The organism is Herminiimonas glaciei, from assembly GCF_042664955.1.
Classification (GTDB): domain Bacteria; phylum Pseudomonadota; class Gammaproteobacteria; order Burkholderiales; family Burkholderiaceae_D; genus Oxalicibacterium; species Oxalicibacterium glaciei.
On sequence record NZ_JBHTBU010000001.1, the window covers coordinates 973,349 to 995,629 of the forward strand.

23 protein-coding genes are annotated in these 22,281 nt (G+C 56.7%); 12 read left to right on the forward strand and 11 right to left on the reverse strand.

Annotated features, from left to right (window positions below):
- Window positions 1–118: 118 nt before the first annotated feature.
- The 4 genes from ACFQPC_RS04190 to ACFQPC_RS04205 all read left to right on the forward strand — a co-directional run bounded on the left by ACFQPC_RS04190 (window position 119) and on the right by ACFQPC_RS04205 (window position 2,757).
- Window positions 119–733 (forward strand): RNA polymerase sigma factor, encoded by a 615-nt coding sequence (locus ACFQPC_RS04190; RefSeq protein ID WP_382270338.1) that lies wholly within the window; start codon window positions 119–121, stop codon window positions 731–733.
- Window positions 734–875: 142 nt separating this feature from the next.
- A complete protein-coding gene (locus ACFQPC_RS04195) occupies window positions 876–1,409 on the forward strand; it encodes a DUF3455 domain-containing protein (protein ID WP_382270339.1) in 534 nt (177 codons plus the stop codon).
- Window positions 1,409–2,059, forward strand: a complete 651-nt coding sequence (locus ACFQPC_RS04200; protein ID WP_382270340.1) for a sigma-70 family RNA polymerase sigma factor — start codon at window positions 1,409–1,411, stop codon at window positions 2,057–2,059. Before ACFQPC_RS04195 ends, ACFQPC_RS04200 begins: the two co-directional genes overlap by 1 nt.
- A complete protein-coding gene (locus tag ACFQPC_RS04205; protein ID WP_382270341.1) occupies window positions 2,056–2,757 on the forward strand; it encodes an anti-sigma factor in 702 nt (233 codons plus the stop codon). The genes ACFQPC_RS04200 and ACFQPC_RS04205 overlap by 4 nt, the downstream gene beginning before the upstream one ends.
- A 39-nt stretch (window positions 2,758–2,796) precedes the next feature.
- Here ACFQPC_RS04205 and ACFQPC_RS04210 read toward each other — a convergent pair whose 3' ends face one another.
- Window positions 2,797–3,738, reverse strand: coding sequence for a DMT family transporter (locus ACFQPC_RS04210; protein WP_382270342.1), 942 nt, complete (start codon window positions 3,736–3,738; stop codon window positions 2,797–2,799).
- Window positions 3,739–3,838: 100 nt separating this feature from the next.
- On the opposite strand from ACFQPC_RS04210, the gene ACFQPC_RS04215 reads away from it, so the two are divergent.
- Window positions 3,839–4,606 (forward strand): AraC family transcriptional regulator, encoded by a 768-nt coding sequence (locus tag ACFQPC_RS04215; RefSeq protein ID WP_382270343.1) that lies wholly within the window; start codon window positions 3,839–3,841, stop codon window positions 4,604–4,606.
- An 18-nt stretch (window positions 4,607–4,624) separates the two neighbouring features.
- Here the strand turns inward: ACFQPC_RS04215 and ACFQPC_RS04220 are convergent, their stop codons facing one another.
- Genes ACFQPC_RS04220 through imuA form a run of 3 tightly spaced genes read right to left on the reverse strand, consistent with a single transcriptional unit; the run spans window position 4,625 to window position 10,001 of the window.
- Complete coding sequence (locus ACFQPC_RS04220) at window positions 4,625–7,750, reverse strand: error-prone DNA polymerase (protein WP_382270344.1); 3,126 nt, start codon at window positions 7,748–7,750, stop codon at window positions 4,625–4,627.
- Window positions 7,751–7,768: 18 nt separating this feature from the next.
- Entirely contained in the window at window positions 7,769–9,283 is a 1,515-nt protein-coding gene (locus ACFQPC_RS04225; protein WP_382271869.1) for a Y-family DNA polymerase, read from the reverse strand.
- The gene (gene imuA / locus ACFQPC_RS04230; RefSeq protein ID WP_382270345.1) at window positions 9,219–10,001 is read right to left on the reverse strand and encodes a translesion DNA synthesis-associated protein ImuA; all 783 of its coding nucleotides are present in this window, start codon (window positions 9,999–10,001) and stop codon (window positions 9,219–9,221) included. The genes ACFQPC_RS04225 and imuA overlap by 65 nt, the downstream gene beginning before the upstream one ends.
- A gap of 227 nt (window positions 10,002–10,228) precedes the next feature.
- On the opposite strand from imuA, the gene ACFQPC_RS04235 reads away from it, so the two are divergent.
- Window positions 10,229–10,822 carry a GNAT family N-acetyltransferase gene (locus tag ACFQPC_RS04235; protein WP_382270346.1) on the forward strand — a complete coding sequence of 198 codons (594 nt, stop codon included), beginning with the start codon at window positions 10,229–10,231 and terminating at the stop codon, window positions 10,820–10,822.
- Window positions 10,823–10,853: 31 nt separating this feature from the next.
- Here the strand turns inward: ACFQPC_RS04235 and ACFQPC_RS04240 are convergent, their stop codons facing one another.
- Window positions 10,854–11,591: a sulfite exporter TauE/SafE family protein gene (locus ACFQPC_RS04240; RefSeq protein WP_382270347.1), complete on the reverse strand. Its 738-nt coding sequence runs from the start codon at window positions 11,589–11,591 to the stop codon at window positions 10,854–10,856.
- Between the two features lie 236 nt (window positions 11,592–11,827).
- Between ACFQPC_RS04240 and ACFQPC_RS04245 the strand changes: the two genes are divergently transcribed.
- On the forward strand, window positions 11,828–12,808 hold the full coding sequence (locus ACFQPC_RS04245) for a formylglycine-generating enzyme family protein (RefSeq protein ID WP_382270348.1): 981 nt from the start codon (window positions 11,828–11,830) through the stop codon (window positions 12,806–12,808).
- A 3-nt stretch (window positions 12,809–12,811) separates the two neighbouring features.
- On the opposite strand, the gene ACFQPC_RS04250 is transcribed toward ACFQPC_RS04245, so the two are convergent.
- From ACFQPC_RS04250 to ACFQPC_RS04270, 5 genes are all read right to left on the reverse strand, one after another.
- The gene (locus ACFQPC_RS04250) at window positions 12,812–13,726 is read right to left on the reverse strand and encodes an NAD(P)/FAD-dependent oxidoreductase (RefSeq protein ID WP_382270349.1); all 915 of its coding nucleotides are present in this window, start codon (window positions 13,724–13,726) and stop codon (window positions 12,812–12,814) included.
- The gene (locus ACFQPC_RS04255) at window positions 13,723–14,169 is read right to left on the reverse strand and encodes an Rrf2 family transcriptional regulator (RefSeq protein WP_382270350.1); all 447 of its coding nucleotides are present in this window, start codon (window positions 14,167–14,169) and stop codon (window positions 13,723–13,725) included. Before ACFQPC_RS04255 ends, ACFQPC_RS04250 begins: the two co-directional genes overlap by 4 nt.
- 71 nt (window positions 14,170–14,240) lie before the next feature.
- Window positions 14,241–14,558, reverse strand: a complete 318-nt coding sequence (locus ACFQPC_RS04260) for a chaperone modulator CbpM (RefSeq protein WP_382270351.1) — start codon at window positions 14,556–14,558, stop codon at window positions 14,241–14,243.
- 12 nt (window positions 14,559–14,570) lie between these two features.
- Window positions 14,571–15,515: a DnaJ C-terminal domain-containing protein gene (locus ACFQPC_RS04265; RefSeq protein ID WP_382270352.1), complete on the reverse strand. Its 945-nt coding sequence runs from the start codon at window positions 15,513–15,515 to the stop codon at window positions 14,571–14,573.
- A gap of 56 nt (window positions 15,516–15,571) precedes the next feature.
- Window positions 15,572–16,267: a VIT1/CCC1 transporter family protein gene (locus ACFQPC_RS04270; RefSeq protein ID WP_382270353.1), complete on the reverse strand. Its 696-nt coding sequence runs from the start codon at window positions 16,265–16,267 to the stop codon at window positions 15,572–15,574.
- Window positions 16,268–16,469: 202 nt separating this feature from the next.
- Here ACFQPC_RS04270 and ACFQPC_RS04275 point away from each other — a divergent pair, with 202 nt between their 5' ends.
- The 4 genes from ACFQPC_RS04275 to asd all read left to right on the forward strand — a co-directional run bounded on the left by ACFQPC_RS04275 (window position 16,470) and on the right by asd (window position 20,969).
- Window positions 16,470–17,639, forward strand: a complete 1,170-nt coding sequence (locus ACFQPC_RS04275; RefSeq protein ID WP_382270354.1) for an NAD(P)H-dependent flavin oxidoreductase — start codon at window positions 16,470–16,472, stop codon at window positions 17,637–17,639.
- Window positions 17,640–17,774: 135 nt separating this feature from the next.
- A complete protein-coding gene (locus ACFQPC_RS04280) occupies window positions 17,775–19,694 on the forward strand; it encodes an AsmA family protein (RefSeq protein WP_382270355.1) in 1,920 nt (639 codons plus the stop codon).
- A 105-nt stretch (window positions 19,695–19,799) separates the two neighbouring features.
- Entirely contained in the window at window positions 19,800–20,027 is a 228-nt protein-coding gene (locus ACFQPC_RS04285) for a hypothetical protein (protein WP_382270356.1), read from the forward strand.
- Between the two features lie 54 nt (window positions 20,028–20,081).
- Entirely contained in the window at window positions 20,082–20,969 is an 888-nt protein-coding gene (gene asd, locus ACFQPC_RS04290; RefSeq protein WP_382270357.1) for an archaetidylserine decarboxylase, read from the forward strand.
- Between the two features lie 40 nt (window positions 20,970–21,009).
- On the opposite strand, the gene ACFQPC_RS04295 is transcribed toward asd, so the two are convergent.
- Window positions 21,010–21,195, reverse strand: coding sequence for a hypothetical protein (locus ACFQPC_RS04295; protein WP_041296509.1), 186 nt, complete (start codon window positions 21,193–21,195; stop codon window positions 21,010–21,012).
- A 138-nt stretch (window positions 21,196–21,333) separates the two neighbouring features.
- On the opposite strand from ACFQPC_RS04295, the gene ACFQPC_RS04300 reads away from it, so the two are divergent.
- On the forward strand, window positions 21,334–22,263 hold the full coding sequence (locus tag ACFQPC_RS04300; protein WP_382270358.1) for a DedA family protein/thiosulfate sulfurtransferase GlpE: 930 nt from the start codon (window positions 21,334–21,336) through the stop codon (window positions 22,261–22,263).
- The last annotated feature ends 18 nt before the right edge of the window (window positions 22,264–22,281 follow it).

Consider the following 22,281-nt stretch of genomic DNA (forward strand, 5'->3'; position numbering starts at 1 on the left):
GAACGGGTATGCATCCCCGGAAAATAATCTGCTGCGTTGCTTGTCTTCACGTTCAGGATATTTACATTGCCAGTTGACGATCTGCATTCGTCGCCCGATTACACGAGAGCCCATCAAAATGCCATCCAGCTCGGTTGCAATCCATTCCTTTCCTGCGCAAAAATTGCAGGATTATTTGTTGGCAAACTACAGCCATTTGCATAAACGCCTGACGCGGCACCTCGCTTGCCCGGACCAGGCCAGCGATTGCCTGCATGATGCCTGGTTGCGCCTCGGCGAAATGCCGGTGACGGAAGAGGTAAAGAATCTGGAAGCCTATGTCTATCGCGTGGCGTGCAACCTGGCGATCGATAATGTGCGCAGCAGCCGACCGTGGCAGTATGTGGTGGGACTGGAAGATGCGATGGAATACATTGCAGACGATGCAGCCCGCCCGGATCAGATCGCCGAGTTGCGTTCCGAGCTGCAGGCGGTTGATCGCGCCTTGCATGGCTTGCCGCGACATCACCACGACATCCTGCTGTGCCTGCGTCTGGAAGAGCTGACGCGGCAGGAGGTTGCGCTACGGCATGGTATTTCGGTGCGCAGTGTCGATACCATGTTGCGCCAGGCGCTCGATTACTGTGCCGAGCAGACCGGCCAGCTGGTCATGGGCGGCGTCAGCAGTCCGCGCCGTTGCCTGCCGCGGCACCGGGAAAGCAAGGCGAGGGCGGCGATGAGTGCGGCTTTTTGATGCAGCCAAAAATAATTTAAAAATACTTTCCTGAGCCTGCCTCCAAATCGGTTTCCCGTGGGTAGTACCTGTATCAACCGGATTATTGCAGTGGCGATAGTTCCTGTTGGTCACACTTATCCACTACAAAAAGGAAACCATCATGAATAAGCTCCATTCCGTTGTCGTCCTGGCCGGTTTTGCCGCATTCTCCAGTGCATGGGCAGCGCCATTTACGCAAGATGCACTCCCTGCAGCAGTGCAGGTTCCTGCTGGTAACCACGTAGCGATGGAAACCGTCGGTGCCGGTACCATCACCTATGAGTGCAAAGTCAAAAAAGATACGACCGACCAACATGAATGGGTATTCGTAGGTCCTGATGCTGTACTGTCGGATCGCAGCGGCAAGGCGGTAGGCAAATACTTCGGCCCGCCAGCAACCTGGGAAAGCAATGATGGTTCGAAAATCACCGCAACCCAGCTGGCAGTCGCGCCCGGCGGCACTGGCAACATCCCGCTGCAACTGGTGAAGGCCAATCCTGCCATGGGTAACGGCGCTATGAGCGGCGTGACTTTCATCCAGCGTGTAGCGACCAAAGGTGGTGTGGCTCCGGCTTCGGCATGCGCCGCAGCCAACCTGGGCGCGAAGGAAATCGTCAAGTACCAGGCTGACTACATCTTCTGGAAAGCCATGTAATGTCGACCTTGCCCGTCACAATTGTCGGCGGGCAAAGTTGCAGCAGTTATAATCGGCTGACACGACTGTTTGCAGCCGATTACTTACTGGCGTATCTATCCTTGAACGAAGAATCCTTTGATTACGATGCCGCCTTGCGGGCTTGTGCCCGCGGTGAGCAAGAGGGGCTACAACAGATCTACCGGCAGGACGGCCAACGTCTGCTGGGTGTCGCGTTGCGCATAGTGCGGCAGCGTGCATTGGCTGAGGATGTCTTGCATGACGCCTTCGTCAATATCTGGCGCAAGGCAGGCAGCTTTGATGCTGCACGTGGCGCAGGGCGTGGCTGGATACACAGCATAGTGCGGCATCAGGCCTTGAACCTTATGCGTGATCGCCAGCAGGAAATATATACCGATGAAGATACGGTAGAAGCACTGGATGCGCAGCAGGGCGAGCATGCACATGATCCGTTTGAAACGCATGTTAACCTCGGCAAGCTGGATGACTGCCTGTCGCATCTGGACCAGGCCAAGCGCAGTAGTCTCTTGTATGCCTATGTTGACGGTTGTAGTCATCGCGAAATTGCAGAACGCATGAAGTCGCCCGTAGGTTCAGTCAAGGCGTGGATTAAACGGGGTTTGCTGGCCTTACGGGAGTGCATGGGATGAATGAATCGGATGAGGAGTTGCAGCAGCTCGCCGGTGAATACGTACTCGGCACGCTGCATGCTGCGCAACGCAGGGAGGTCGAAGTTCGCCTGTCACGGGAAGACGCATTGCGGCATGCGGTCGAACAATGGGAGCAGCGCCTGATGCCGCTCACCGCTATCCCTGAACCACAGGAATTACCACCACAGCTGTGGCCGCGTATCGCCGCCAGCATCCGGCCGGCGACACGCGCGCTGGAATCCGGCTGGACCGGTTTATGGAATAACGTACGTTTGTGGCGTTTGCTGAGTGCGGGCAGCATGGCTGCCGCCGTTTTGCTGGCAGTGCTGATGGTGACGCGCCCGGTTGCGACTGAAACCAAATTCATGGTGGTGCTGGTCGATCCGAAAGCACAGACGCCGGGCTGGATAGTACAGGCCAAGCTGGGACAACAATTACAGCTGCAACCATTGGGCAAGGAAGAAGTCCCGGCCAACAAATCCCTGCAATTCTGGACCAAGGGTGAGGGCTGGAATGGGCCGGTCTCGTTGGGTCTGGTCAGCCCGGGCAAGGATGCGACTTATACGCTGGATCATTTGCCGCCTATGCAGGAGAACCAGCTCTTCGAAATCACGCTGGAACCTGAAGCCGGTTCACCTATCGGTCGTCCGACCGGGCCTATCCTTTACATAGGTCGTGCCGTCAAACTGACGACTTAAAAAACAGGCGGCCTGCTTGCATGGCCGCCTGTCTTCATATCATGCCTTGGCTTGCATCCGCTTCCCGAACAAGGGTTTTTGCACAGTCTGCGTCAGCAATACGCCTATCAGGGTTACGCCACCGCCGATCACATGGTAGGCATGCATCGCATCACGCAGCCAGATCACGGCAAACAAGGCAGTCAATACCGGTAACAGGTTGATGAAAATGCTGCAGCGATTCGGTCCCAATTGTTTGACACCTTCTATCCACAGGAAGGACAAGATAATCGATGAGCCTATACCTGCGTAAGCGATCAGCGGTAGGGTGCGCGCATCCAGTTCCGCCGCGCCCGGCGGCAACATCACAAACATGGGCAGCATGAACAGCAAGGCTGCGCAGGCCTGGATATAAATCGCCTGCCAGGCCGGTACGTTCATCTTCCAGTGTTTCAGCAACACGCCATACAGCGCATACGAAGCTGCCGCCAGCAACATCAGCAAGTCACCGAGATGCACGCCGGAGCTGAGCGCGGCGGAGAGATTGCCTTGCCCGACCAGGTACAGGATGCCGCCAAAGGAAAGTATGCCGCCGCCCACCATGCCCAAAGTGATGGCTTCACCCAGCACGATCACGCTGAGGATGGCGGTCAGCAATGGAATCAATGCAGTGACGATGGCCATATTGGTTGCGGTCGTGCTTTCGGCCGCGCGATAGGACAGGCTCTGGAACAAGGCCATCGCCAGCAAACCGGACAGCGCGAGTTTCCAGAGGTGACGACGGATCACGGCCCGGTTACGCCACAAAGGTCCGAGCATGACCGGGCTCATCAGCAGCAATACCAGCACCAGGCGGTAAAAGGTAATCGCGGTCGGTGAAATCGCGGAGGCGGCGAGTTTGGAAACGATGACATTCCCGGCCCACAGCACGATGGCAAAGAAGGGGTAAAGGAAAGCGGAAAAAGCAGGCGTATGCGCGTTGGTACTGGGAGATGCGGACATAAGACACTCTCAACATTCTTGATGGCGGGAGCTAATCTTGCCTTGATCGGCGTAGTCGTTCGCGTGCTAATATGACTTAACTTATCGCAAAAGTGACAATATGGCTGACGCCACTCCCTACCAGGACCTGGTCGGTTCCGATGCACCTGCCGCCGCACTGGCCATCGATTACCCGCACGGGCATGTGATTCCGCCGCACCGGCATGCCTATGCGCAATTGCTGTATGCGCTGGAAGGCGTGTTGACAGTTGAAACGCAGGATGGGCGCTGGGTGGTGCCGCCTACGCGCGGTGTCTGGTTGCAGCCGGATGTCGATCATCAGGTCAGCATGCGTGGCGACGTCAAGATGCGTACCGTATTCGTGAATCCGACTTTCCTGCCCAATCTGCCGCAGCAGAGCTGTGTGCTGGACATCCCGCTCCTGCTGCGTGAACTGATCGTGTCAGCGATAGGCATAGCGCCAGATCTCAAAGTCGGTACACGCGATTGGCACTTACTGCATTTGCTGGTGCTGGAATTGCGCTCGGTGCCGGTCCTGCCTTTGTATTTGCCTTTGCCGGCGGACAGTCGCCTGCGCGAGATTTGTCAGCAGACCATGCTGTATCCGGATGAGCAAAATACGGTGCAACAGCAAGCCGAGCTGCTCGGTATTTCCACACGCACTTTCCATCGCCTGTTCCTGCGAGAAACCGGCATGCGCTACGGCCACTGGCGGCAACAGGCCCGGCTGTTATTGGCCTTGGAAAGCCTGGCGCGCGGCGACAAGGTCATCGATGTAGCACTCGAACATGGTTACAGCAGCCAGAGTGCGTTTGCCGCGATGTTCAAGAAACATTTCGATATTTCCCCGAGTCGCTTCTTCCGCTGACGATATTGAGACGTACGCTTACTGGAAATCCCGGCTCGAGATGGATAGCTCACCAAGGAAGTACGAGTGATCGACGATGCGTTTCGCGACCAGATGGCGTACATCATCCTTCGATTGCCAGATGCCGTAGACCGTCATCAATTGCGCATTCAGGATTTCCTTGCGCTGCTTGTCAACAAGGTCGGGCCAGATGATGACATTGGTGATGCCGGTTTCATCTTCCAGTGTGACGAACATGGTGCCTTTGGCGGTCGGAGGTCGTTGCCGCATGGTGACGATGCCGGTAGTACGCGCGATTTTGCGGTCGGCAAAGCCTTTCATTTCCAATGCAGAGGATAAATTCATTTGCTTCAGGCGTGGTCGCAGCAGCGCGAGCGGATGGCGTTGCAGGGTCAGGCCGGTACTCGCATAGTCGGCGATGATTTCCTGCCCTTCGCTGGCCGGCGGCAGGATCACGGGGGCTTCGATAATCGGTGCGTCGCGCAACAAAGCCGGCGGCGGTAGCATGGCGGCGACTTCCCATTTGGCCTGGCGGCGATGCCCGGTGAGGGCGAGCAGGGCATTGGCGCGCGCCAGTGCACCGAGTTCATGCTGGTCCAGCATCGCACGTCGCGCCAGGTCATCGCTACTGGCAAAGGGACGACGCGAACGGGCGTCAACTATCCGCGCGGCGGCGTCCGTCGATAAGCCTTTCACCATATGCAGGCCCAGCCGCACGGCCGGGTATTGGGCGTGTATGTCTTCCATCGTCGATTCCGCTTCGCTGATCATGATGTCGACCGGACGTACAGGTACGCCGTGGCGCTTGGCATCCTGTACCAGTTGCGACGCGGAATAAAATCCCATCGGTTGCGAATTCAGCAGGGCGGCGAGGAAGGCGGCCGGTTCATGTCGCTTGATCCAGGCCGAGACATAGACCAGCAGGGCAAAGCTGGCGGCATGCGATTCGGGAAAACCGTATTCGCCGAAGCCCTTGATTTGTTCGAACAGGCGATCGGCGAAATCGGAGTCGTAACCATTGCGGGCGAGACCCGCCTTGAGTTTTTCGCCGTGTTTTTCCAGATTACCTTTGCGTTTCCATGCTGCCATGGAACGGCGCAAATCATCGGCTTCACCGGGCGTGAAATCTGCTGCGAGTACTGCAATTTGCATTACTTGTTCCTGGAAAATAGGAACGCCACAAGTACGTACCAGGGCTTTCTTGATGGATTTTCCGTAGTAATTTATTTTGTCCTTGGGCAGACGTCTATTCTTCAGGTAAGGATGCACCATGCCACCCTGGATAGGACCCGGCCTGACGATGGCGACCTGTATCACCAGGTCGTAATAACACTTTGGACGCAGGCGTGGCAGCATCGACATTTGTGCGCGCGATTCAATCTGGAACACGCCTATCGTATCGGCGGCACAAATCATTTCATAAGTGGCGGCATCGTCATCATGGATATCTTGCAGCTCAAAGTCGTGGCCGCGCCGCAGGCTGATCATTTCCAGCGCACGCCGTATCGCCGACAGCATGCCGAGCGCCAACACATCGACTTTCAGCAAACCTAGTGCATCGAGGTCGTCCTTGTCCCATTCAATGACGCTGCGATCCTTCATCGATGCATTTTCTATCGGTACCAGGCGCGCCAGGCTGTCTTGCGAAATGACAAAACCGCCTGTGTGTTGCGATAGATGACGCGGAAAACCGATCAGGGTTTGCGTCAGTTCGACCAGTTTTTGCACGATAGGGGATTCCGGGTCGAAACCGTTTTCCTGCAAACGATCCGCGCCGATTTGTTTGCCATCCCACCATTTATGCGATTGCGACAAGAGATTGATTTGTTCGAAGTCGAGGCCGAGCGCCTTGCCGACATCCTTCATCGCCGAGCGTGGCCTATAGGTGATCAGCGCCGCCGTCAGTGCGGCCCGATGGCGGCCATATTTTTGATAAATGTATTGCATGACTTCTTCACGCCGCTGGTGTTCGAAGTCGACATCAATATCCGGCGGTTCATTGCGTTCACGTGAAATGAAACGTTCGAACAAGACACTGCTGCGCGCCGGATCGACTTCGGTAATGCCGAGGCAATAACAGACGATGGAATTGGCGGCGGAGCCACGACCCTGGCACAGGATATTTTTGCTACGGGCGAATTTGACGATGTCATACACCGTCAGGAAGTAAGGCTCATATTCCAGCTCTTGTATCAGGCTGAGTTCATGTTCGATGCGTGCATGGAATTCTTCCGGGATGCCATTTTTGTAGCGTCTTTGCGTGGCGCCTTCATACACCAGGCGACGTAGATAGGCAGACATGGTTTCGCCTGCCGGCACGATTTCTTCCGGGTATTGATAACGCAACTCTTCGAGCGAGAAAGTGCAGCGGGCGGCGATCTCCAGGCTTTCTTCCAGCAATGCGGCCGGGTAGATTTGCGACAGGCGTAAACGTGAACGCAAATGCTGTTCGGCATTCGGTTGCAAGTCCAGTCCGCATTCGGCAATGGATTTGCCGAGGCGTACCGCAGTCAGCGTGTCTTGCAAGGGTTTGCGTGAACGTACATGCATGAGGACATCACCCATCGCGACCAGCGGCAATGCCTGTTGTGTGGCTATTTCTTTTAACTGTGCAAGCCAGTGTTCATCGCCGGACCAGTGCAAGAGTTCAACGGCAATCCAGGCGCGACCGGCAAAGTTTTGCTGCAACCACGCGGCTTGCCCGGCCAGTTCCTCATTGCTGCTGCCACGCCGCGGCAGCAGGATGGCGAGGCAATCCGGTAAATGCCTCAGGTGCGCAACGGCTGCATGCGCATCGAGGTCGCTGCGATACAGGGTGTAACTGCCTTTGGCGGCACGGCGTCGTGCCAGCGTGATCAGTTCGGATAAATTGCCGTAACCATTTCGATTGCATGCGAGCAAGAGTAATTTGCTGCCGCAAGCCAGTTTGATTTCACTGCCTATGATGAGGTGCAGCCCATGTTTTTTTGCTGCTACATGCGCCCGTACCACACCTGCCAGCGAACATTCATCGGTAATGGCAAGGCTGCTGTAGCCGAGGTCGCAGGCGCGTTCCACCAATTCTTCCGGATGCGATGCACCATGCAGGAAGCTGAAGTTGGAGCGGCAATGGAGTTCCGCATAGGAGGGCAGGCGCGGCAGCATGGTATGTCTTGCTGCATGTCAGGCAAATAAGCCATGCAGGAACCAGCCGGAGCCGGACACGGTGCTCGTCGTGCGCAAGCGAAAAATCCACAGCAGTAAATGCTGTTCGTTTTGTGCGATGAAGTAATCACGGGTTGCCAGTGCATCATCCCACCAGCCGGATTCGATACGCTCCGGCCCGGTCAGCAAGGTCAACGGACTTTGGTAAAAGGGTTTGTGCTGGTGGGTGTTCAAGGCCAGCGGTTGTGGCAGCAGCCAGGCCGGGCGCAGGCATGGCGGATGCGTGTCCACAGCTTCATCAGATGAATTACGCCGTGGGTTTTGGTGTGTGCTTAGCACGCTGCTGAGGATGCTTTTTTCCGGCCGGTGATCGGCAAAGACGGAAAGCTGGCGCACTGCTTCATGCCCGAGACGGCTTTGCAGGCGCTCGACCAGGCGTCCGGTATTTTCCGCATCCGAAGTCGGCGTCGGGAACAGTTCGGTATTCGGCGCGGCTTGTGCGGTGATTTGTTCGGCCTTCAGGCTGATTTCGATGACGGGTGCAATCAGTTCCAGTTGCGCCATTCGTTCACGCAGCAATAGCGCAAGATGGTCGATGTCGCGGCTCGGCATGCCAAGCATGATGCTGACATTCGTGCGGCGGTGATCGCGCTGTCGGCTCGATTCATGATGCAGGCAAAGCGTGATGCCGGCCACTGCCGCGTGGCGCGCACTCAGCCAGCCCGTCAGTTGCAGCAAGAGGCGGCGCGCGGCAAACAGCAATGCTTCGGTATTTTCCACGCGGGCCGGGAGTTCGAGTTTGACATCGAATATCACCGGCGCTTCAAACCATAGATGCGCTTCTGCTTCCGTGCCATACGCGCGATCCAGTTCACTCAACAAGGCCTGGCCGAAGCGGCGCGCCACCCCCGCGCGTGGCAGTTGGCGCAATTCACCCAGGCGACGGCAACCGATGCCATCCAGGGTCTCCAGATGCACTTGCGCACTATCGAGTACATGCAAGGGCAAGGGATCGAGTGCCTCATTGATGTCGCCATCATGTGCAAACACTTTGCTGATTCCGTTCGATTGCGCGCGTAACCATGCCGCACCGGCAGTAGCGGCACTTGCCAGGCGGGCCTGCAGGCCCAGCTCCAGCAAACCGCCGAGCAATTGCGTCGCGATGCGTTGATGGCCGCCGAACAGGCGCAGGCTGGCACTGATTTCCAGCAGCAGGCCATCCGGTTTCAGCACCACATGCGGCGTGAAATGCAAACACCAGAGCGCGGCTTCCTGCAATGCCCTCGCTTCCTGTCCGGTATCGCGCTGCAGTGTTTGCAGTCCGGCCGCCAGCGCACGGGCACTGGCTTCCGACATGCCCGCACGTATCCCTGCGTCTTCCGCCAATTGATTGCACCAGCCTGCGACTTGCCGTTCACAAATGACGATGGGGGCATCGGCAAATGGATCCGGTTCGCAGGAGATATGCCTAAGCCGGCAGCGTAGCGCGGCGTCTAGCGGCAGTTGCGGCAAGTGAAGAGCGATCCACAGCATAGGAAGGAGTATCGGCAAGGGTGTTGTTTGCTGCGCGGCTGGCCAAAGGACGGACCAGGGTTTCAGGAATTGTGAGCGGCAGGATGAGTGGCGCGGCATGTACCGGTCCACGCCGTTTGATGAGTTCGACTGAAATACATCCGCGCGCCGCCGGTTGGCAGGCGATGCGCAGCGGTGCGGGTGATGATATTTCCTGTGCGCTCAGTGGACGAAAGACGAAGGTCAAACCTTCGCCGCCTGCCGCTGCCAGTTGCAAGCGGCGCAAATGATCGGTGCGCGCTTGCGGCAGCCAGCACAGCAGTGCGCCAAAGCCGGCGCTTTTCAAGGTTTGTTCTATCGCCCAGATGCGATCGGCCGCCTTATCGACTTCGATCAGGATCAGTTGCTTCAGCCTGATACCTAAATCGGCTAATGCCGCGGCATATGGAATATGCGGCGGTGCCAGCAGGATCACGGTCTTGCCGGCTTGGGTCAGGCGGGCCAGCGTAGGTGCAAGCAAACGCAGTTCGCCTATACCGGGCTGTGCCATTAATAATTCAATCAATACCGATGGCGGCCAGCCACCCTTGGGCAGTTCCCGGTCCAGCGCCTGGTAGCCGGATGGAACCGGGCTGGCATGATAGGAACCCATCTGGTCGGCGCGCCAGACGGCATCCGGCAAGGATGGCGGAATCTCGGGCGTGGCAACAGGAAAGGCAAAGGATAGGGCGGCAGCCATAAGGGCCTCCAGGTATTGCTTTTGGTTAAAGCTTCAATTGATTTACAGGTGTAAATATACTGTATATATGTACAGTATAAAAGCTTTGCCGGAAAACGTGCGAATTTATTTGAGAGCCTTGCTGAAATGCTATCGACGCGAATGTGTGGATTCCACTTAGCAATATTTTTGCACCGGCTTTCTTGCCCGTTTTATGATGAGGGTCCCGCCACGCCATTAGAGCAACAATGAAACAAACACTCCCACAGCAACCGACCCTGGTCGGCACAACCGTAGAACTCCGTCCTTTACAAAAAGAACACGCCGCGCAATTGGTGCAAGCTGCGACCGATGGTGAGTTGTGGAATATGAAGGTCACCGTGATCCCGGGGCCGGATACGGTCGGGCCATACATTGCGACGGCGCTGGAAGGACGTGCAAATGAAACCGTCATGCCTTTCGTCATCGTGCGCCGCGATACCGGCCAGATCGTGGGCAGTACCCGTTTCTGGAAGATAGACCTGGCGAACCGCAAGATGGAAATCGGCCATACCTGGCTCGGCAGTTCGATCCAGCGTTCCGGCATCAATACGGAAGCGAAGCTCTTGTTGCTGACTTACGCCTTCGAAGAGTTGCAGGCGATACGTGTGCAATTCACGACCGATGAATTGAATGAGAAATCACGTGCGGCGATTTTGCGCATAGGCGCCAAACAGGAAGGCATAGTCAGGAATGAACGCATCATGCCGGATGGTCGCAAGCGCAACTCGGTACGCTTCAGCATCATCGATTCCGAATGGGATGAAGTGAAGGCCATGCTGCAGCAAAAGATGGCGCGCTAAGTTTCATCAACAACGGGCCGGCTGCAATAAATCAATTCAGCAAGAGCCAGCCAAACCAGAGTCCCACCGCCAGCAAAAGCAGCGCAACCATGCGCTGCAGCTGTGCGACATTCAGCGCAGCGGCGGCACGCTGTCCGGCGAAGGAGCCCAGCAGCATCAGCACACCGCAGATCAGCGCGAGCTTGATATCCAGGCGTCCTTCCAGTGCATGTACGGTACTGCTGGCCAGCGCAATCGGGAATTGTATGGCCTGGGCTGCGAGCACCGCGAAGGGCAGCGGCTGGCGCATCAGCATCAGCAGCGGCAGGATCAGGACCGGACCGCCGGTACCGGTCAGCGCCGACCCGAAGCCGATTAAGGCTCCCAATATAAACAGGCTCCGGACGCTGAGGAAAGCGGCCGCTTGCGCGGCAATATCGAGCGGACGCAAACCGCGCCAGCCTGCGAACAGGACCAGCGACATCACACCAAACATCAGGCTTCCGGCTGACAGCAAATGCACGGTCAGTGCACCGCCGGCGGCACCCAGCAAGGCACCGCCGAGCAAGGGCAGGCAAGCTTGCAGCAGTTCGGGTTGGCGTCGCATCGGACCCAGTGCGACGAGTGCGGGCAGGGCGAAACTGAGGGAGGCGGCGGCAATCGCCTGCGGCAAGGGAATGCCGCCCAAATGCGTGAGGATAGGAACCAGCAGTACGCCACCAATACCGCACGCGCCTATCAGCGCACCGGTCAGCAGGATGGCCGGCAGCATGAGGGCGGCGCTTGCCATGCTCAGCATCCGGCAGCGGCTTTCATGCGGTTCAGGGCGATTTTTATTTGCGGATTTATGTTGGAAATCATCTACGTCATTATGCCAGAGCCGGCCCCTTGATGCGGTGCCGGATGCCTGTGAAAACGATGACGTCCGCGATATTGCGCTGGCGATTTTTTCGTGTCAGCATGCAGCGATAATCCCCAGTCTATGAAGTATCGGGGCCTTGCATTTTTTCTTATCCTTAAGTTGTTATGCGGACGATACTTTTCCTTGGACTTACCGTGGCGGTTTCCTGCGCGCAGGCGCTGGACAGCAATATCCAGAATTCATTGGGGATGAAGTTTGTATTGATCCCGGCCGGTGAGTTTGTGATGGGCAGCGATGAATCAAGCGAGGCGATGCTGCGCCATTATCCGCAATACGATCACAAACGTTTCGTCGAATTGAGCGATGAAGGTCCTGCACATAAGGTGCGTATTACGCACCCTTTTTATTTCGGCCAGTACGAAGTGACAGTGGGTGAGTTCCGCCGCTTTGTTGATGCTTCCGGTTACCTGCCTGAATCGGAAGCAGACGGTACCGGCGGCTATGGCTATAACCCGGACTATGACCCGGCCAAATCCACGCGCGGCGATGCCTTTGAAGGTCGCAATCCCAAATACTCATGGCGCAATCCCGGCTTCCCGCAAGATGACAATCATCCGGTGGTGAATGTCACCTGGAATGATGCGGTGGCCATGTGCAAATGGCTGAGCAAGACGGAAGGGCGCACCTATCGTTTGCCGACCGAAGCGGAATGGGAATATGCCGGGCGCGCCGGGACCCGCACCCGTTATTACAGTGGCGACGATCCGCAATCCTTGCTGAGTGCGGCGAATGTATTCGATGCCGATGCCGCAAAGAACTGGCAGCAGTGGAAAAAATTTGCACTGGATGGACCGGATGGCTTTGCGTTTACCGCGCCGGTCGGCAGCTTTGCGCCGAATGCCTTCGGCCTGTACGATATCCACGGCAATGCCTGGGAGTGGACGGCGGATTGGCATGACGAACGCTACTATGCCAAATCACCGGTGGACGATCCGCAAGGTCCGGCTGACGGAACAGTACGCGTGCGGCGTGGCGGTTCATGGCATACCTGGTCCTTCTATGCGCGCTCGTCCTACCGCAACTGGAATTCCCAGGACACGCGCTATACGCTGGTCGGCATGCGTTTGTTGCGCGAGGCCGACTAACTGTTATGCATGGGCGACTTCAGCTGCGATCAGCGACTGATGCACACCCATCGCCGCCATCACGCCGTCTGCCATCGCCAGCGTAATATTGTGCGGTACCCGTGCCGCGTCACCGGCGGCGTATACGCCTGTCACTGTCGTCAGTTTTACATTGCTGGTGCGCACGATTAAACCCATCGGCGTTTCATCGAAGGCGCAGCCGAGTTGCGCCGCCAAAGGACAGCTTTGTTCCGCCTGCACTGCAACGAATAGCGCATCCAGTGGGATGCTGCGGCCATCGGCCAGGCGCAATCCATCGAGTGCCGGGGATGCTCCCTCGATGCTGATGACAGGTGTTGTTTCTATCTTTACCTTGCGTTTTTGCAGCAAGGTCAACGCTTCTTCATCCAGTTCCACTTTGCCATTGGTGAACAGCGTGACATCGCCCCAGTCGGCGACGATGGAAGCCTGATGGACCGACATCGGTACACTGGCGAGCACACCTATCCTGCCCTGGTTGATTTCATAACCGTGGCAGTAAGGACAGTGCAATACCGTCTTGCCCCAGCGCTCCTGCAGGCCCGCCAGTTCCGGCAGGCGATCACTCAGGCCGGTGGCGAGCAAAAGTCGTCGGCCTGCATAGTTGTTGCCACTTTCGGTACGGATCGTGAAACCGCCACCTTCTTCTTTTGCTTGCACCGCGTAGTCGCTGACGAAGGAAACCGTCGGATACTGTGCGAGTTGCGCGCGCGCCTGTTCCAACAACTCACTGCCCGGTGCGCCATCATGTGTAAACACACCATGCGAATGCGCGGCAAAACGGTTGCGCGGTTGGCCGCCGTCTATGATGAGGATAGGGCGACGCGCACGTGCCAGTTGCATGGCGGCCGAGAGTCCGGCAAAGCTGCCGCCTATGATGATGGCATCGTAAATTTTCATTTGTGTTCCTTTGCGTGCAGGGAGGCGTAATAAGGTGCCAATTGGATACCCTTGAATAGATCTGCCAGGGTGATATTGGCCAGGCTGTTTGCGAACAGCGCTTCCGCTTCTGCATAGGCTTGGTTCAGTGCGGTGCTGACTGCACGTTCAAGCTGGCACACCGGAGCGTCTTCTTCCAATTGCAGCGGGACTGGTTCGTTCAGTGCGGTATAGACATCGCGCAAGGTGATGTCGGTGATGGGACGCGCCAGTGTCCAGCCGCCGCCGTGTCCGCGTCCGGACTGCACCAGTCCGTTTTCACGCAATCCGGCCATGGTGCGCCTGACCACTACCGGATTGGTTTGCAGGCATAGTCCCAATGCCTCGGAAGTCATGGGTTCGGCCTGGTGTGCCATGTGCATGAGTGCATGCAGGGAGGCGGATAATCTGCTGTTCTTTTTCATGTAACTATAATAGTTACAATATAAGGCCAAAGTCAAGCAGGAAAAATATATGAGGGGAATAGGGCGGCTGGCTAGTAACGGCTTCTGCGCTTGAGTTGCGCTTCTAGCGCATCGATACGCTCGAGCAAGTCCAGCGCCAGTGCGACGCCCGGTGTATTGACTTCGAGGTCTTGCGCCAGATGTTGCGCAACCCTGGCGCGTCGCACCGCGGCACCGCTAAAGCGCCATTCCTGCGGTTGCTGCCCGTCCGCTTCCAGCACGCCTTCAAAGACCCAGGCCGTAATCAGGTCTTGCGGTGCATTGCAGGCTTGCGAGAGCTCGATCAGGGTCAAGGTCACATCATCGTCGAGCAACTGGCTTTCACAGTAAACACTTGTCGTCTGGTTCATGATGCGACCTCCTTACAGCGCTGCGCGTGGATTGAAATCGAAGGCTTGCTGCAGCGTGCGATACGCCGCTTTGGCTTCTTCGCTAGTGGCCGGTGGCAAGGCTATGTTCAACACTACATACAAGTCGCCGGCTTCCTTGCCGGGTATGCCTTTGCCTTTCAGGCGCAATTTGCGGCCCGAGCTGGAGTTGGCCGGTATCGTCAGTTCCACCGAGCCGGCAGGTGTCGGGACCGTGACATTTGCACCCAGTGCCGCTTCCCACGGTGCCAATGGCAAATCGAGATACACATCGCGGCCATCGACCCGATAACGTGGATGTGGACGGAAGGTGATTTCCAGGTAGAGGTCACCGGCCTTGCCTTCACCTATGCCGGGGCCGCCCTGGCCGGCGAGGCGCAAGGTTTGCCCGGCACGTATGCCTTTCGGGATGGTGACGCTAAGCGTGCGGTCCCTGGTGATGACATGGCCGTTTTCATCGACGACCGGCATGCGCAACGAGATACTGCGCTCGGCACCGTTATATGCATCTTCCAGGTCGATTTGCACTTTGGCATGATGGTCTTCGCCTTGTGCATGCATGGCACGCCCGCGACTGTGGCCCCAGCCGCTCTGGTGGCCGAACATCTGTTCGAAGTAATCACCGAAATCGCTACCTTCACCGAAGCCGGGATGGTCACCGCGCCCCCTGAATTCAAAACCTGCATCGCCGTTAGGCGGTGGCTGGAAGTCCTGGCCGTTTTGCCAGTTAGCGCCGAGCTGATCGTAGGACGCACGTTTTTCCGGGTCTTTCAGGACCTTGTAGGCTTCGCCCATTTCCTTGAAGCGTGCTTCCGCATCCGCTTCCTTGCTGACATCCGGATGGAATTTGCGTGCCAGTTTGCGATACGCATTTTTAATTTCATCCTGCGTCGCATCGCGCTTCACACCCAGCGTTTCGTAATAGTCCTTGAATTTCATGGTTACGACCTCGCAACTTGTTCAGGGGGAAATTCTGTATCTATCGTAATGAGTATCTACACTATGGTGCCGAATAACTTGCCTATGAGTGAGGTAACGATCATCGCCAATGCGCCCCAGAAGCCGACGCGCAAGGCTGCCGGTAATAGTGGTGCACCACCGGCCTTGGCCGCCAGCATCCCCAGGCATACCAGGAATAACATCGAAGTCAGGCCCAGTGCCGGCACCAGGATGGCACCCGGCACCAGCAAGGCGGTCAGCAAGGGCAGGGCGGCGCCGAGCGAGAAGGTGACGGCAGATGTAATTGCCGCTTCGACCGGGCGCGCTGCCGACGCTTCGTGGATACCCAGTTCATCGCGCGCATGTGCACTCAAGGCATCGTGCGCCATTAGTTGCTGTGCCACTTGTTTGGCCAGTTCAGGACTGACGCCGCGCGCAACATAGATGGATGCCAATTCACGATGTTCGGCAGCCGGTTGGGCTATTAGTTCCTGTTGTTCACGATCGAGTTCGGCTTGTTCGGTATCGGCTTGTGAGCTGACCGATACGTATTCGCCGGCCGCCATCGACATCGCACCGGCAACCAGCGCGGCGACGCCGGTCAGCAGCAATTCACTGCGTGCCATATCGGCGGATGCGACACCCAGCAGCAGGCAGGCGGTGGAGATGATGCCGTCGTTCGCGCCGAGTACTGCCGCACGTAGCCAGCCGATGCGACCGTTGAAATGTTTTTCGGAACGATGATCCGGCATCAGCCCGCTCCCTGTTGATAGTTGTTATGCATGTTTTCACATGTTAAGGGCCGCAATGGCGATCTGACAAGGAGAATGATGGTGCTGCCCGGCTTATGTTTCAAGTCCCTGCATCGGGCCTGAGTCTGGCGCATTTTTGATCCACATCAATCCATTCTCATTTCGCTTTGCTACAGTCAGCCATCGCTATGGAAACCGAAGGATGACCGTGTTGGATACCGCATTTCCCAAATTGAAACTGAAGAATAAATTGCTACTGCCCATCGTGCAGGGTGGCATGGGCGTCGGTATTTCTGCACACGGCCTGGCCGGTAATGTCGCCCGGCTGGGTGCGGTCGGCACGATTTCCAGTGTCGACTTGCGTCGTCATCATCCGGACCTGATGGCGCGTACGGATAAAACACGTGACAAGGCATTAATCAATGAAGTGAACCTGATCGCACTGGACCGTGAGATACGTGCGGCGCATGCGATCGCCGAAGGCAATGGCGTGATTGCAGTGAATGTCATGCGCGCTGTTGCCGAGTATGCCGCATATGTCCGCCAGTCGTGCGAGAGTGGCGCGGATGCGATCGTCGTGGGGGCCGGCTTGCCGATGGATTTGCCGGAACTGACCAGTGAATTCCCGGACGTGGCTTTGATACCGATTTTATCCGATGCGCGCGGCATCTCCCTGATCCTGAAGAAATGGATGCGACGCAAACGCTTGCCGGATGCAATCGTGATCGAGAATCCGCAATATGCTGCCGGTCACCTGGGCGCGGCAGGGCTGGATAGTGTCAATGATCCGCACTTTGCATTCTCAGTCGTACTGGAAGAAACGCTGCAATTGTTCAAACAACTCGGCCTCGAAAGTGAAAACATTCCACTGATCACCGCCGGTGGCATACACAGTCCGCAGCAGGTAGGTGAATTGTTTGCACTTGGTGCGAGTGCCGTGCAACTGGGAACGCCGTTTGCTGTCAGCGAAGAAGGTGATGCGCACATCAACTTCAAAAAAGTACTGACACAAGCACGTCCGGAAGACATCGTTACTTTCATGAGTTGCGCCGGTTTGCCGGCACGTGCGGTGAAGACGCAATGGTTGAGTAACTATCTCGACAAGGAAGCCAAGTTGCAAGGCAAGGCCGGGCCGAAAGAATGCACGGTCGGCTTTGACTGCCTGCATCAGTGCGGTTTGCGTGACGGTATCGCCAAAGCCGGGCAGTTCTGCATTGATACGCAATTGGGCTTTGCATTGCAGGGTGACGTTAAACGCGGCTTGTTTTTCCGTGGCTCGGAAAAATTGCCTTTCGGTAGCGAAATCCGTCCGGTACGCGAGTTGATTGATTACCTTTTGAACGGCGTCATGCCGGCAGCGGCCACTGCTTAATCCATTTATCCGGCGCTTGTCCGTATCCTCCTACAGCATGTCGGGGTGACGCAGACCCCGCATCTGTTATATCCTCGACCACTGTCAATCGCGAAAATCCGCAACCCGAAGTGGTTCCAGACAAGGATAGAGAGTATGCGCAAGTGGCAAAAGATATTGCTGTCAGTGCTGGCAGTTGTAGTGCTGCTATTGGTGCTGGGCGGATTTGCGCTGCAAAGGCTGACAGATAGCGCGCACCTGACCGAGCTGGCACGCAGCAGCCTCAAGCAAAGCTGGAACCGTGATTTGACCATAGGCGGCTTGTCGCTGGACTTGCTGCCGTATCCGCGCTTGCGCGCGCGCGATGTGCGCATTTCCAATCCCGACTGGGCCAAGGACAAGTATTTGTTGCAAGCCGATGAGGTTCGCGCACGGCTGTCATTGCTGCCTTTGTTGCGCGGCAATGTGGTGGTCGAAGGTTTACTCGTCAAGGGTCTGCAACTTAATCTGGAAGTCGCTGCTGATGGTCGCCGTAGCTGGGAAATGCCAAAGACACGAACCCTGCGCACCTCCCAATTCGATTTGCTGGCCCTGCGGGCCGATGGCAGCACCATCAATTACCGCACCCCCGATACCGAAATCAAACGCTGGCGACTGGAACGCTTGCGGGCCAGCGGCGACAGTGGTTTGCGCAATATGGCTGTCAGTGGCCGCGTGGTGCGCGGGCAGTATGGATTGCAATTCGACGGCAAGCTGGATGATTTGTCGGCGCTTGGTACACCGCATGCGGTCAGCAAAGGTAGCCTGACGCTCAAGTCCGGCGAAACGCAGGCAAGTGTCACCGGACAATTGCCGCTGGATAGCGGATTGCAGGATTATGATTTTGCGCTGGTCGTGGATGCGGCCTCGATGAAGGAACTGTATGGTTTCCTGCAGGTGGACCGGGCTTCGCCGGTGCCGCTCAAGGCAAGCGTCCTGCTGCAGGCGAAAGACGGACTATCCGCCTTCACAGACCTGAAGCTGCAACTCGGCAAACTCAATTTGAGCGGCGCTGGAAAGTGGGCGCGGAAGAATGAGCGGCCAAACTTTGATGCACGCCTGCAAGCCGATTACATCGATATGGAACAAACCTTCCTTGACCTGGGCCAAGCGCCGTTACCGGAAAAAAAAGAGGGCGAGCTATTTCGTGACAAGCCGCTGGCCTGGCCTTTGTTGCGTGAAATGGATGGGGTGGACGGCAAGCTGGACGCCACCATCGTGCAGTTGAAGTTGCGCTCGGGAGTAGAGGTCGCGAATGCACAAGGCACGATGACATTCACCGGTGACAAACTGAACGTGCAACACTTTTCCGGTAGCTTGTTGGGCGGGAGCGCGACAGGCGATATTGTCCTGGAAGGGAAGAAACAGGCAGTGCAGCTGAACCTGCAACTCAACGATGTTTCACTGGGAGGCTGGTTCAAGGCCACCGGAAAAAAAGTCGCCATCAACGGTGGTGCGATGAAGGTCGATGCCAAGGTGCATACCAGTGGTGCATCGATGAAGGATTTGGCCGCCGGCCTGAATGGTCCGGTCGATATCCGTATCGGCAGTGCGCAGATCCTGTCGCCGGGTGCAGGCAAGGCGGAATTCTGGCTGACCGGTTTGTTTTCGACCAAGGATGCAACGCGCATTGACCTCGCTTGTGCCAGTGGTCGTTTGCCATTTCAATCCGGCGTGGCCAAAGGTGCGGGCATCGTCGGTGCGCGTAGCGACGTCAGTCAGTTGCTGACCAGTGGCGAAGTCAACTTGCGTCAACAAACCGTGGATTTGCGCGGTAGCGTGAAAGTGCGTTCCGGCTTCAGCCTCGGGCTGTCCAATTTCTCGGATGGGGTAAAGATAGCAGGTCCCATCGGCAAGCCGCAATTGAATATAGATGAATCCGGTACCCTCGGCACCATCGCCCGTATCGGGGCCGCGATCCTGACCAGTGGCGTCAGCATCGTCGCGACCTCTATCTGGGACGGTGCGAATCCCAAATCCGATCCCTGCCAGGTGGTATTTGCGTCCCGCGCCGTCAGAAAGAAGAACAGCAACTAGACGGCTGATCTTCGATAAAAGCGCAATAAAACGCGCAATAAATGGAATTGCAGCGCAACAAAAGCTATGATGGCGGCAGTTTTTGTTTCGTAATGGGGATGGCGCATGGCCACAATTGACGATATTGTCAGCAAGCAAAAGGAAGGCGCGCAGTTCGTTGTCACTGCACAGATGCTGCGACTGGATCCGGAAGAGTTCGATACGCTGGTCCAGGTCTGGCTGGAAGACGGTCCACCCGGATTCGAGCTGGCAGGTGTGCCGCACCGTTGCTGCCGTGATGGCGAGTTCTATATAGATCGCATTACCGTCAGAAAAACCGCCACCGAAAAATAAGGCGGAACAAGCGCTACAATCACGCTTCTCTTTTAATCCTTCATCTTATCTATCGTGCCCAACCGCCTGCCTGTATTGCCGCAATATCTCCTGCCAAAGAAGGCCCTTACCGCGTTTGCCGGTCTGGTTGCGGGTGCCAAGGCAGGACGTGTGACGACTGCACTGATACGTTGGTTTATCGGTAAATACAAGGTCAATATGACGGAAGCGGCGAATCCGGATATCACCAGTTACGCCAGCTTTAACGAATTCTTTACGCGTGCCTTGCGGCCCGGTGCTCGGCCACTGGCAGATGCAGACTTCATTTGCCCGGTCGATGGTGCGATCAGCCAGTTCGGCAAAATTGAACAAGACCAGATCTTCCAGGCCAAAGGCCATAGCTATTCAACTACTGCGCTGGTCGGCGGCAATGCCGAACTCGCTGCGCAGTTCGAGAACGGCAGCTTCGCCACCCTCTACCTGAGTCCGCGCGATTACCATCGTATCCACATGCCATGCGACGGTCGCTTGCTGCGCATGATTTATGTGCCCGGTACCTTGTTTTCAGTGAACCCGACCACGGCGCGTGGTGTGCCCGGTTTGTTTGCACGTAATGAGCGTGTGGTGTGCTTGTTCGAAGGTGAATCAGGTCCGTTTATCCTGACGCTGGTGGGGGCGACGATAGTCGGCAGCATGCAAACCGTATGGCATGGCGTCGTCAATCCGCCGCGCCTGGATGCAGTGCGCGAATGGCATTACGACAAGCAGTATCTGCAATTGAAAAAAGGCGAAGAGATGGGCCGCTTCCTGCTCGGCTCCACCGTCGTGATGTTGTTCCCCAGGGATATGCTGGCCTTCACGCCGACATGGCAGCCGGCCGGTGCCGTGCAACTCGGCGAAGTAATGGCAAACCGGGTGCCGCAATCCGTGCCGCCATCCCTTGTCCAGGCAGGGCAGCAATAATTAAATAGCTGCCGGGCTCACGCGCCTGCCGACATGGTTTTTAGTTGCCTTTGGAGGGGAAGGGATGGTCCTCATCCACCAGTCCCTTCAGCTTTTCTTCATTCTTGATATCGTCCGATAACAAGCCATGGTCCGGATGTTTGACCTTGCGCAGCTCTTCCACGCTACTCAGTTTGCCGCTTTGCTTTTCCTCGTCCTTGCTTTCGGTGTTCCAGGGCTGTGACATAAGGATCTCCTCGTTAGGGTGAATATATAGCCTGCGCAGCCAACGCTTGCCTGCAAGGCGACGCGAAACTTGCATGGAAACGACATCCGCCTGCTATGCTTCGCAGACGATAAACCGAATTAATTGTACTTCAAGGCCATGAGCTTCCTGCTGAATCTGATAGAACAATATGGCTTGCTCTTTGTTTTTGGCAACGTATTGCTGGAACAATTGGGCGCACCGATACCGGCCTACCCGACGCTGGTGATTACCGGTGCCTTGCTCGATAAGGGTGACTATTCAGCACCCATGCTCTTGCTGGTGGCGGTGCTTGCAGCACTGATCGCTGATTTTGCCTGGTATATGGCCGGCCGCCGGTATGGCGGACGCGTGATGGCGCGCCTGTGCAAGATTTCGCTCTCGCCTGATTCCTGCGTACGGCAAACCGAAGCCATGTATATACGCTATGGCCCGGCTTCCTTGCTGGTCGCCAAATTCATTCCCGGCTTTGCTTCGGTCGCCAGTGCGCTGGCCGGCGCGATTGGTACACGACCTGCCAAATTCATCATTTTCGATGCCTTGGGCGCGGCGCTGTGGGCCGGTTCGGCCATCTTCCTTGGTTCGTTGTTCAGCTCGGCGGTGGCCGATTTGCTTGATATCCTGACCAGCCTGGGTAAGTGGGGCATCTTGCTGGTAGCACTGGCGTTTGCCGTCTACCTTGCAAAAAAATGGTGGCAGCGGCATAGTTTCCTGAAGGATTTGCGCATGGCGCGCATCACGGTCGATGAACTCGATCAATTGCTGAAAAACGGTACACCGCCGACCATTATCGATGTGCGTTCCGGCCTGGCGCAGCAAGGCGGCAAGATCCCCGGTGCGATGGTGTTATCAGATGATGACATCAGTGCATTGGTGGTGAATGCCGAACTGGATTCGGAAGTGATTGTGTATTGCGCCTGTCCGAATGAAGCTTCCGCCGCGCGTATCGCGAAGAAGTTAATGGCACGCGGTTACCGTCGTGTGCGACCGCTGACCGGTGGCATAGACGCATGGGTTGCAGCCGGGCATTCCATTGATGAATTTGTCTGATTTCAGGATAGGACTCCA

What these genes read in the sequence shown, in the direction of transcription:
- ACFQPC_RS04205 (WP_382270341.1), top strand. Translation starts at nt 2,056, where the DNA reads ATGAATGAATCGGATGAGGAGTTGCAGCAGCTCGCCGGTGAATACGTA.
- ACFQPC_RS04245 (WP_382270348.1), top strand. Translation starts at nt 11,828, where the DNA reads ATGCGGACGATACTTTTCCTTGGACTTACCGTGGCGGTTTCCTGCGCG.
- ACFQPC_RS04250 (WP_382270349.1), bottom strand. Translation starts at nt 13,726, where the DNA reads ATGAAAATTTACGATGCCATCATCATAGGCGGCAGCTTTGCCGGACTC.
- ACFQPC_RS04190 (WP_382270338.1), top strand. Translation starts at nt 119, where the DNA reads ATGCCATCCAGCTCGGTTGCAATCCATTCCTTTCCTGCGCAAAAATTG.
- imuA (WP_382270345.1), bottom strand. Translation starts at nt 10,001, where the DNA reads ATGGCTGCCGCCCTATCCTTTGCCTTTCCTGTTGCCACGCCCGAGATT.
- ACFQPC_RS04220 (WP_382270344.1), bottom strand. Translation starts at nt 7,750, where the DNA reads ATGCTGCCGCGCCTGCCCTCCTATGCGGAACTCCATTGCCGCTCCAAC.
- ACFQPC_RS04300 (WP_382270358.1), top strand. Translation starts at nt 21,334, where the DNA reads ATGAGCTTCCTGCTGAATCTGATAGAACAATATGGCTTGCTCTTTGTT.
- ACFQPC_RS04210 (WP_382270342.1), bottom strand. Translation starts at nt 3,738, where the DNA reads ATGTCCGCATCTCCCAGTACCAACGCGCATACGCCTGCTTTTTCCGCT.
- ACFQPC_RS04265 (WP_382270352.1), bottom strand. Translation starts at nt 15,515, where the DNA reads ATGAAATTCAAGGACTATTACGAAACGCTGGGTGTGAAGCGCGATGCG.
- ACFQPC_RS04255 (WP_382270350.1), bottom strand. Translation starts at nt 14,169, where the DNA reads ATGAAAAAGAACAGCAGATTATCCGCCTCCCTGCATGCACTCATGCAC.
- ACFQPC_RS04215 (WP_382270343.1), top strand. Translation starts at nt 3,839, where the DNA reads ATGGCTGACGCCACTCCCTACCAGGACCTGGTCGGTTCCGATGCACCT.
- ACFQPC_RS04275 (WP_382270354.1), top strand. Translation starts at nt 16,470, where the DNA reads ATGACCGTGTTGGATACCGCATTTCCCAAATTGAAACTGAAGAATAAA.
- ACFQPC_RS04200 (WP_382270340.1), top strand. Translation starts at nt 1,409, where the DNA reads ATGTCGACCTTGCCCGTCACAATTGTCGGCGGGCAAAGTTGCAGCAGT.
- ACFQPC_RS04225 (WP_382271869.1), bottom strand. Translation starts at nt 9,283, where the DNA reads ATGCTGTGGATCGCTCTTCACTTGCCGCAACTGCCGCTAGACGCCGCG.
- ACFQPC_RS04285 (WP_382270356.1), top strand. Translation starts at nt 19,800, where the DNA reads ATGGCCACAATTGACGATATTGTCAGCAAGCAAAAGGAAGGCGCGCAG.
- ACFQPC_RS04260 (WP_382270351.1), bottom strand. Translation starts at nt 14,558, where the DNA reads ATGAACCAGACGACAAGTGTTTACTGTGAAAGCCAGTTGCTCGACGAT.
- ACFQPC_RS04280 (WP_382270355.1), top strand. Translation starts at nt 17,775, where the DNA reads ATGCGCAAGTGGCAAAAGATATTGCTGTCAGTGCTGGCAGTTGTAGTG.
- ACFQPC_RS04235 (WP_382270346.1), top strand. Translation starts at nt 10,229, where the DNA reads ATGAAACAAACACTCCCACAGCAACCGACCCTGGTCGGCACAACCGTA.
- ACFQPC_RS04270 (WP_382270353.1), bottom strand. Translation starts at nt 16,267, where the DNA reads ATGCCGGATCATCGTTCCGAAAAACATTTCAACGGTCGCATCGGCTGG.
- ACFQPC_RS04295 (WP_041296509.1), bottom strand. Translation starts at nt 21,195, where the DNA reads ATGTCACAGCCCTGGAACACCGAAAGCAAGGACGAGGAAAAGCAAAGC.
- ACFQPC_RS04195 (WP_382270339.1), top strand. Translation starts at nt 876, where the DNA reads ATGAATAAGCTCCATTCCGTTGTCGTCCTGGCCGGTTTTGCCGCATTC.
- ACFQPC_RS04240 (WP_382270347.1), bottom strand. Translation starts at nt 11,591, where the DNA reads ATGGCAAGCGCCGCCCTCATGCTGCCGGCCATCCTGCTGACCGGTGCG.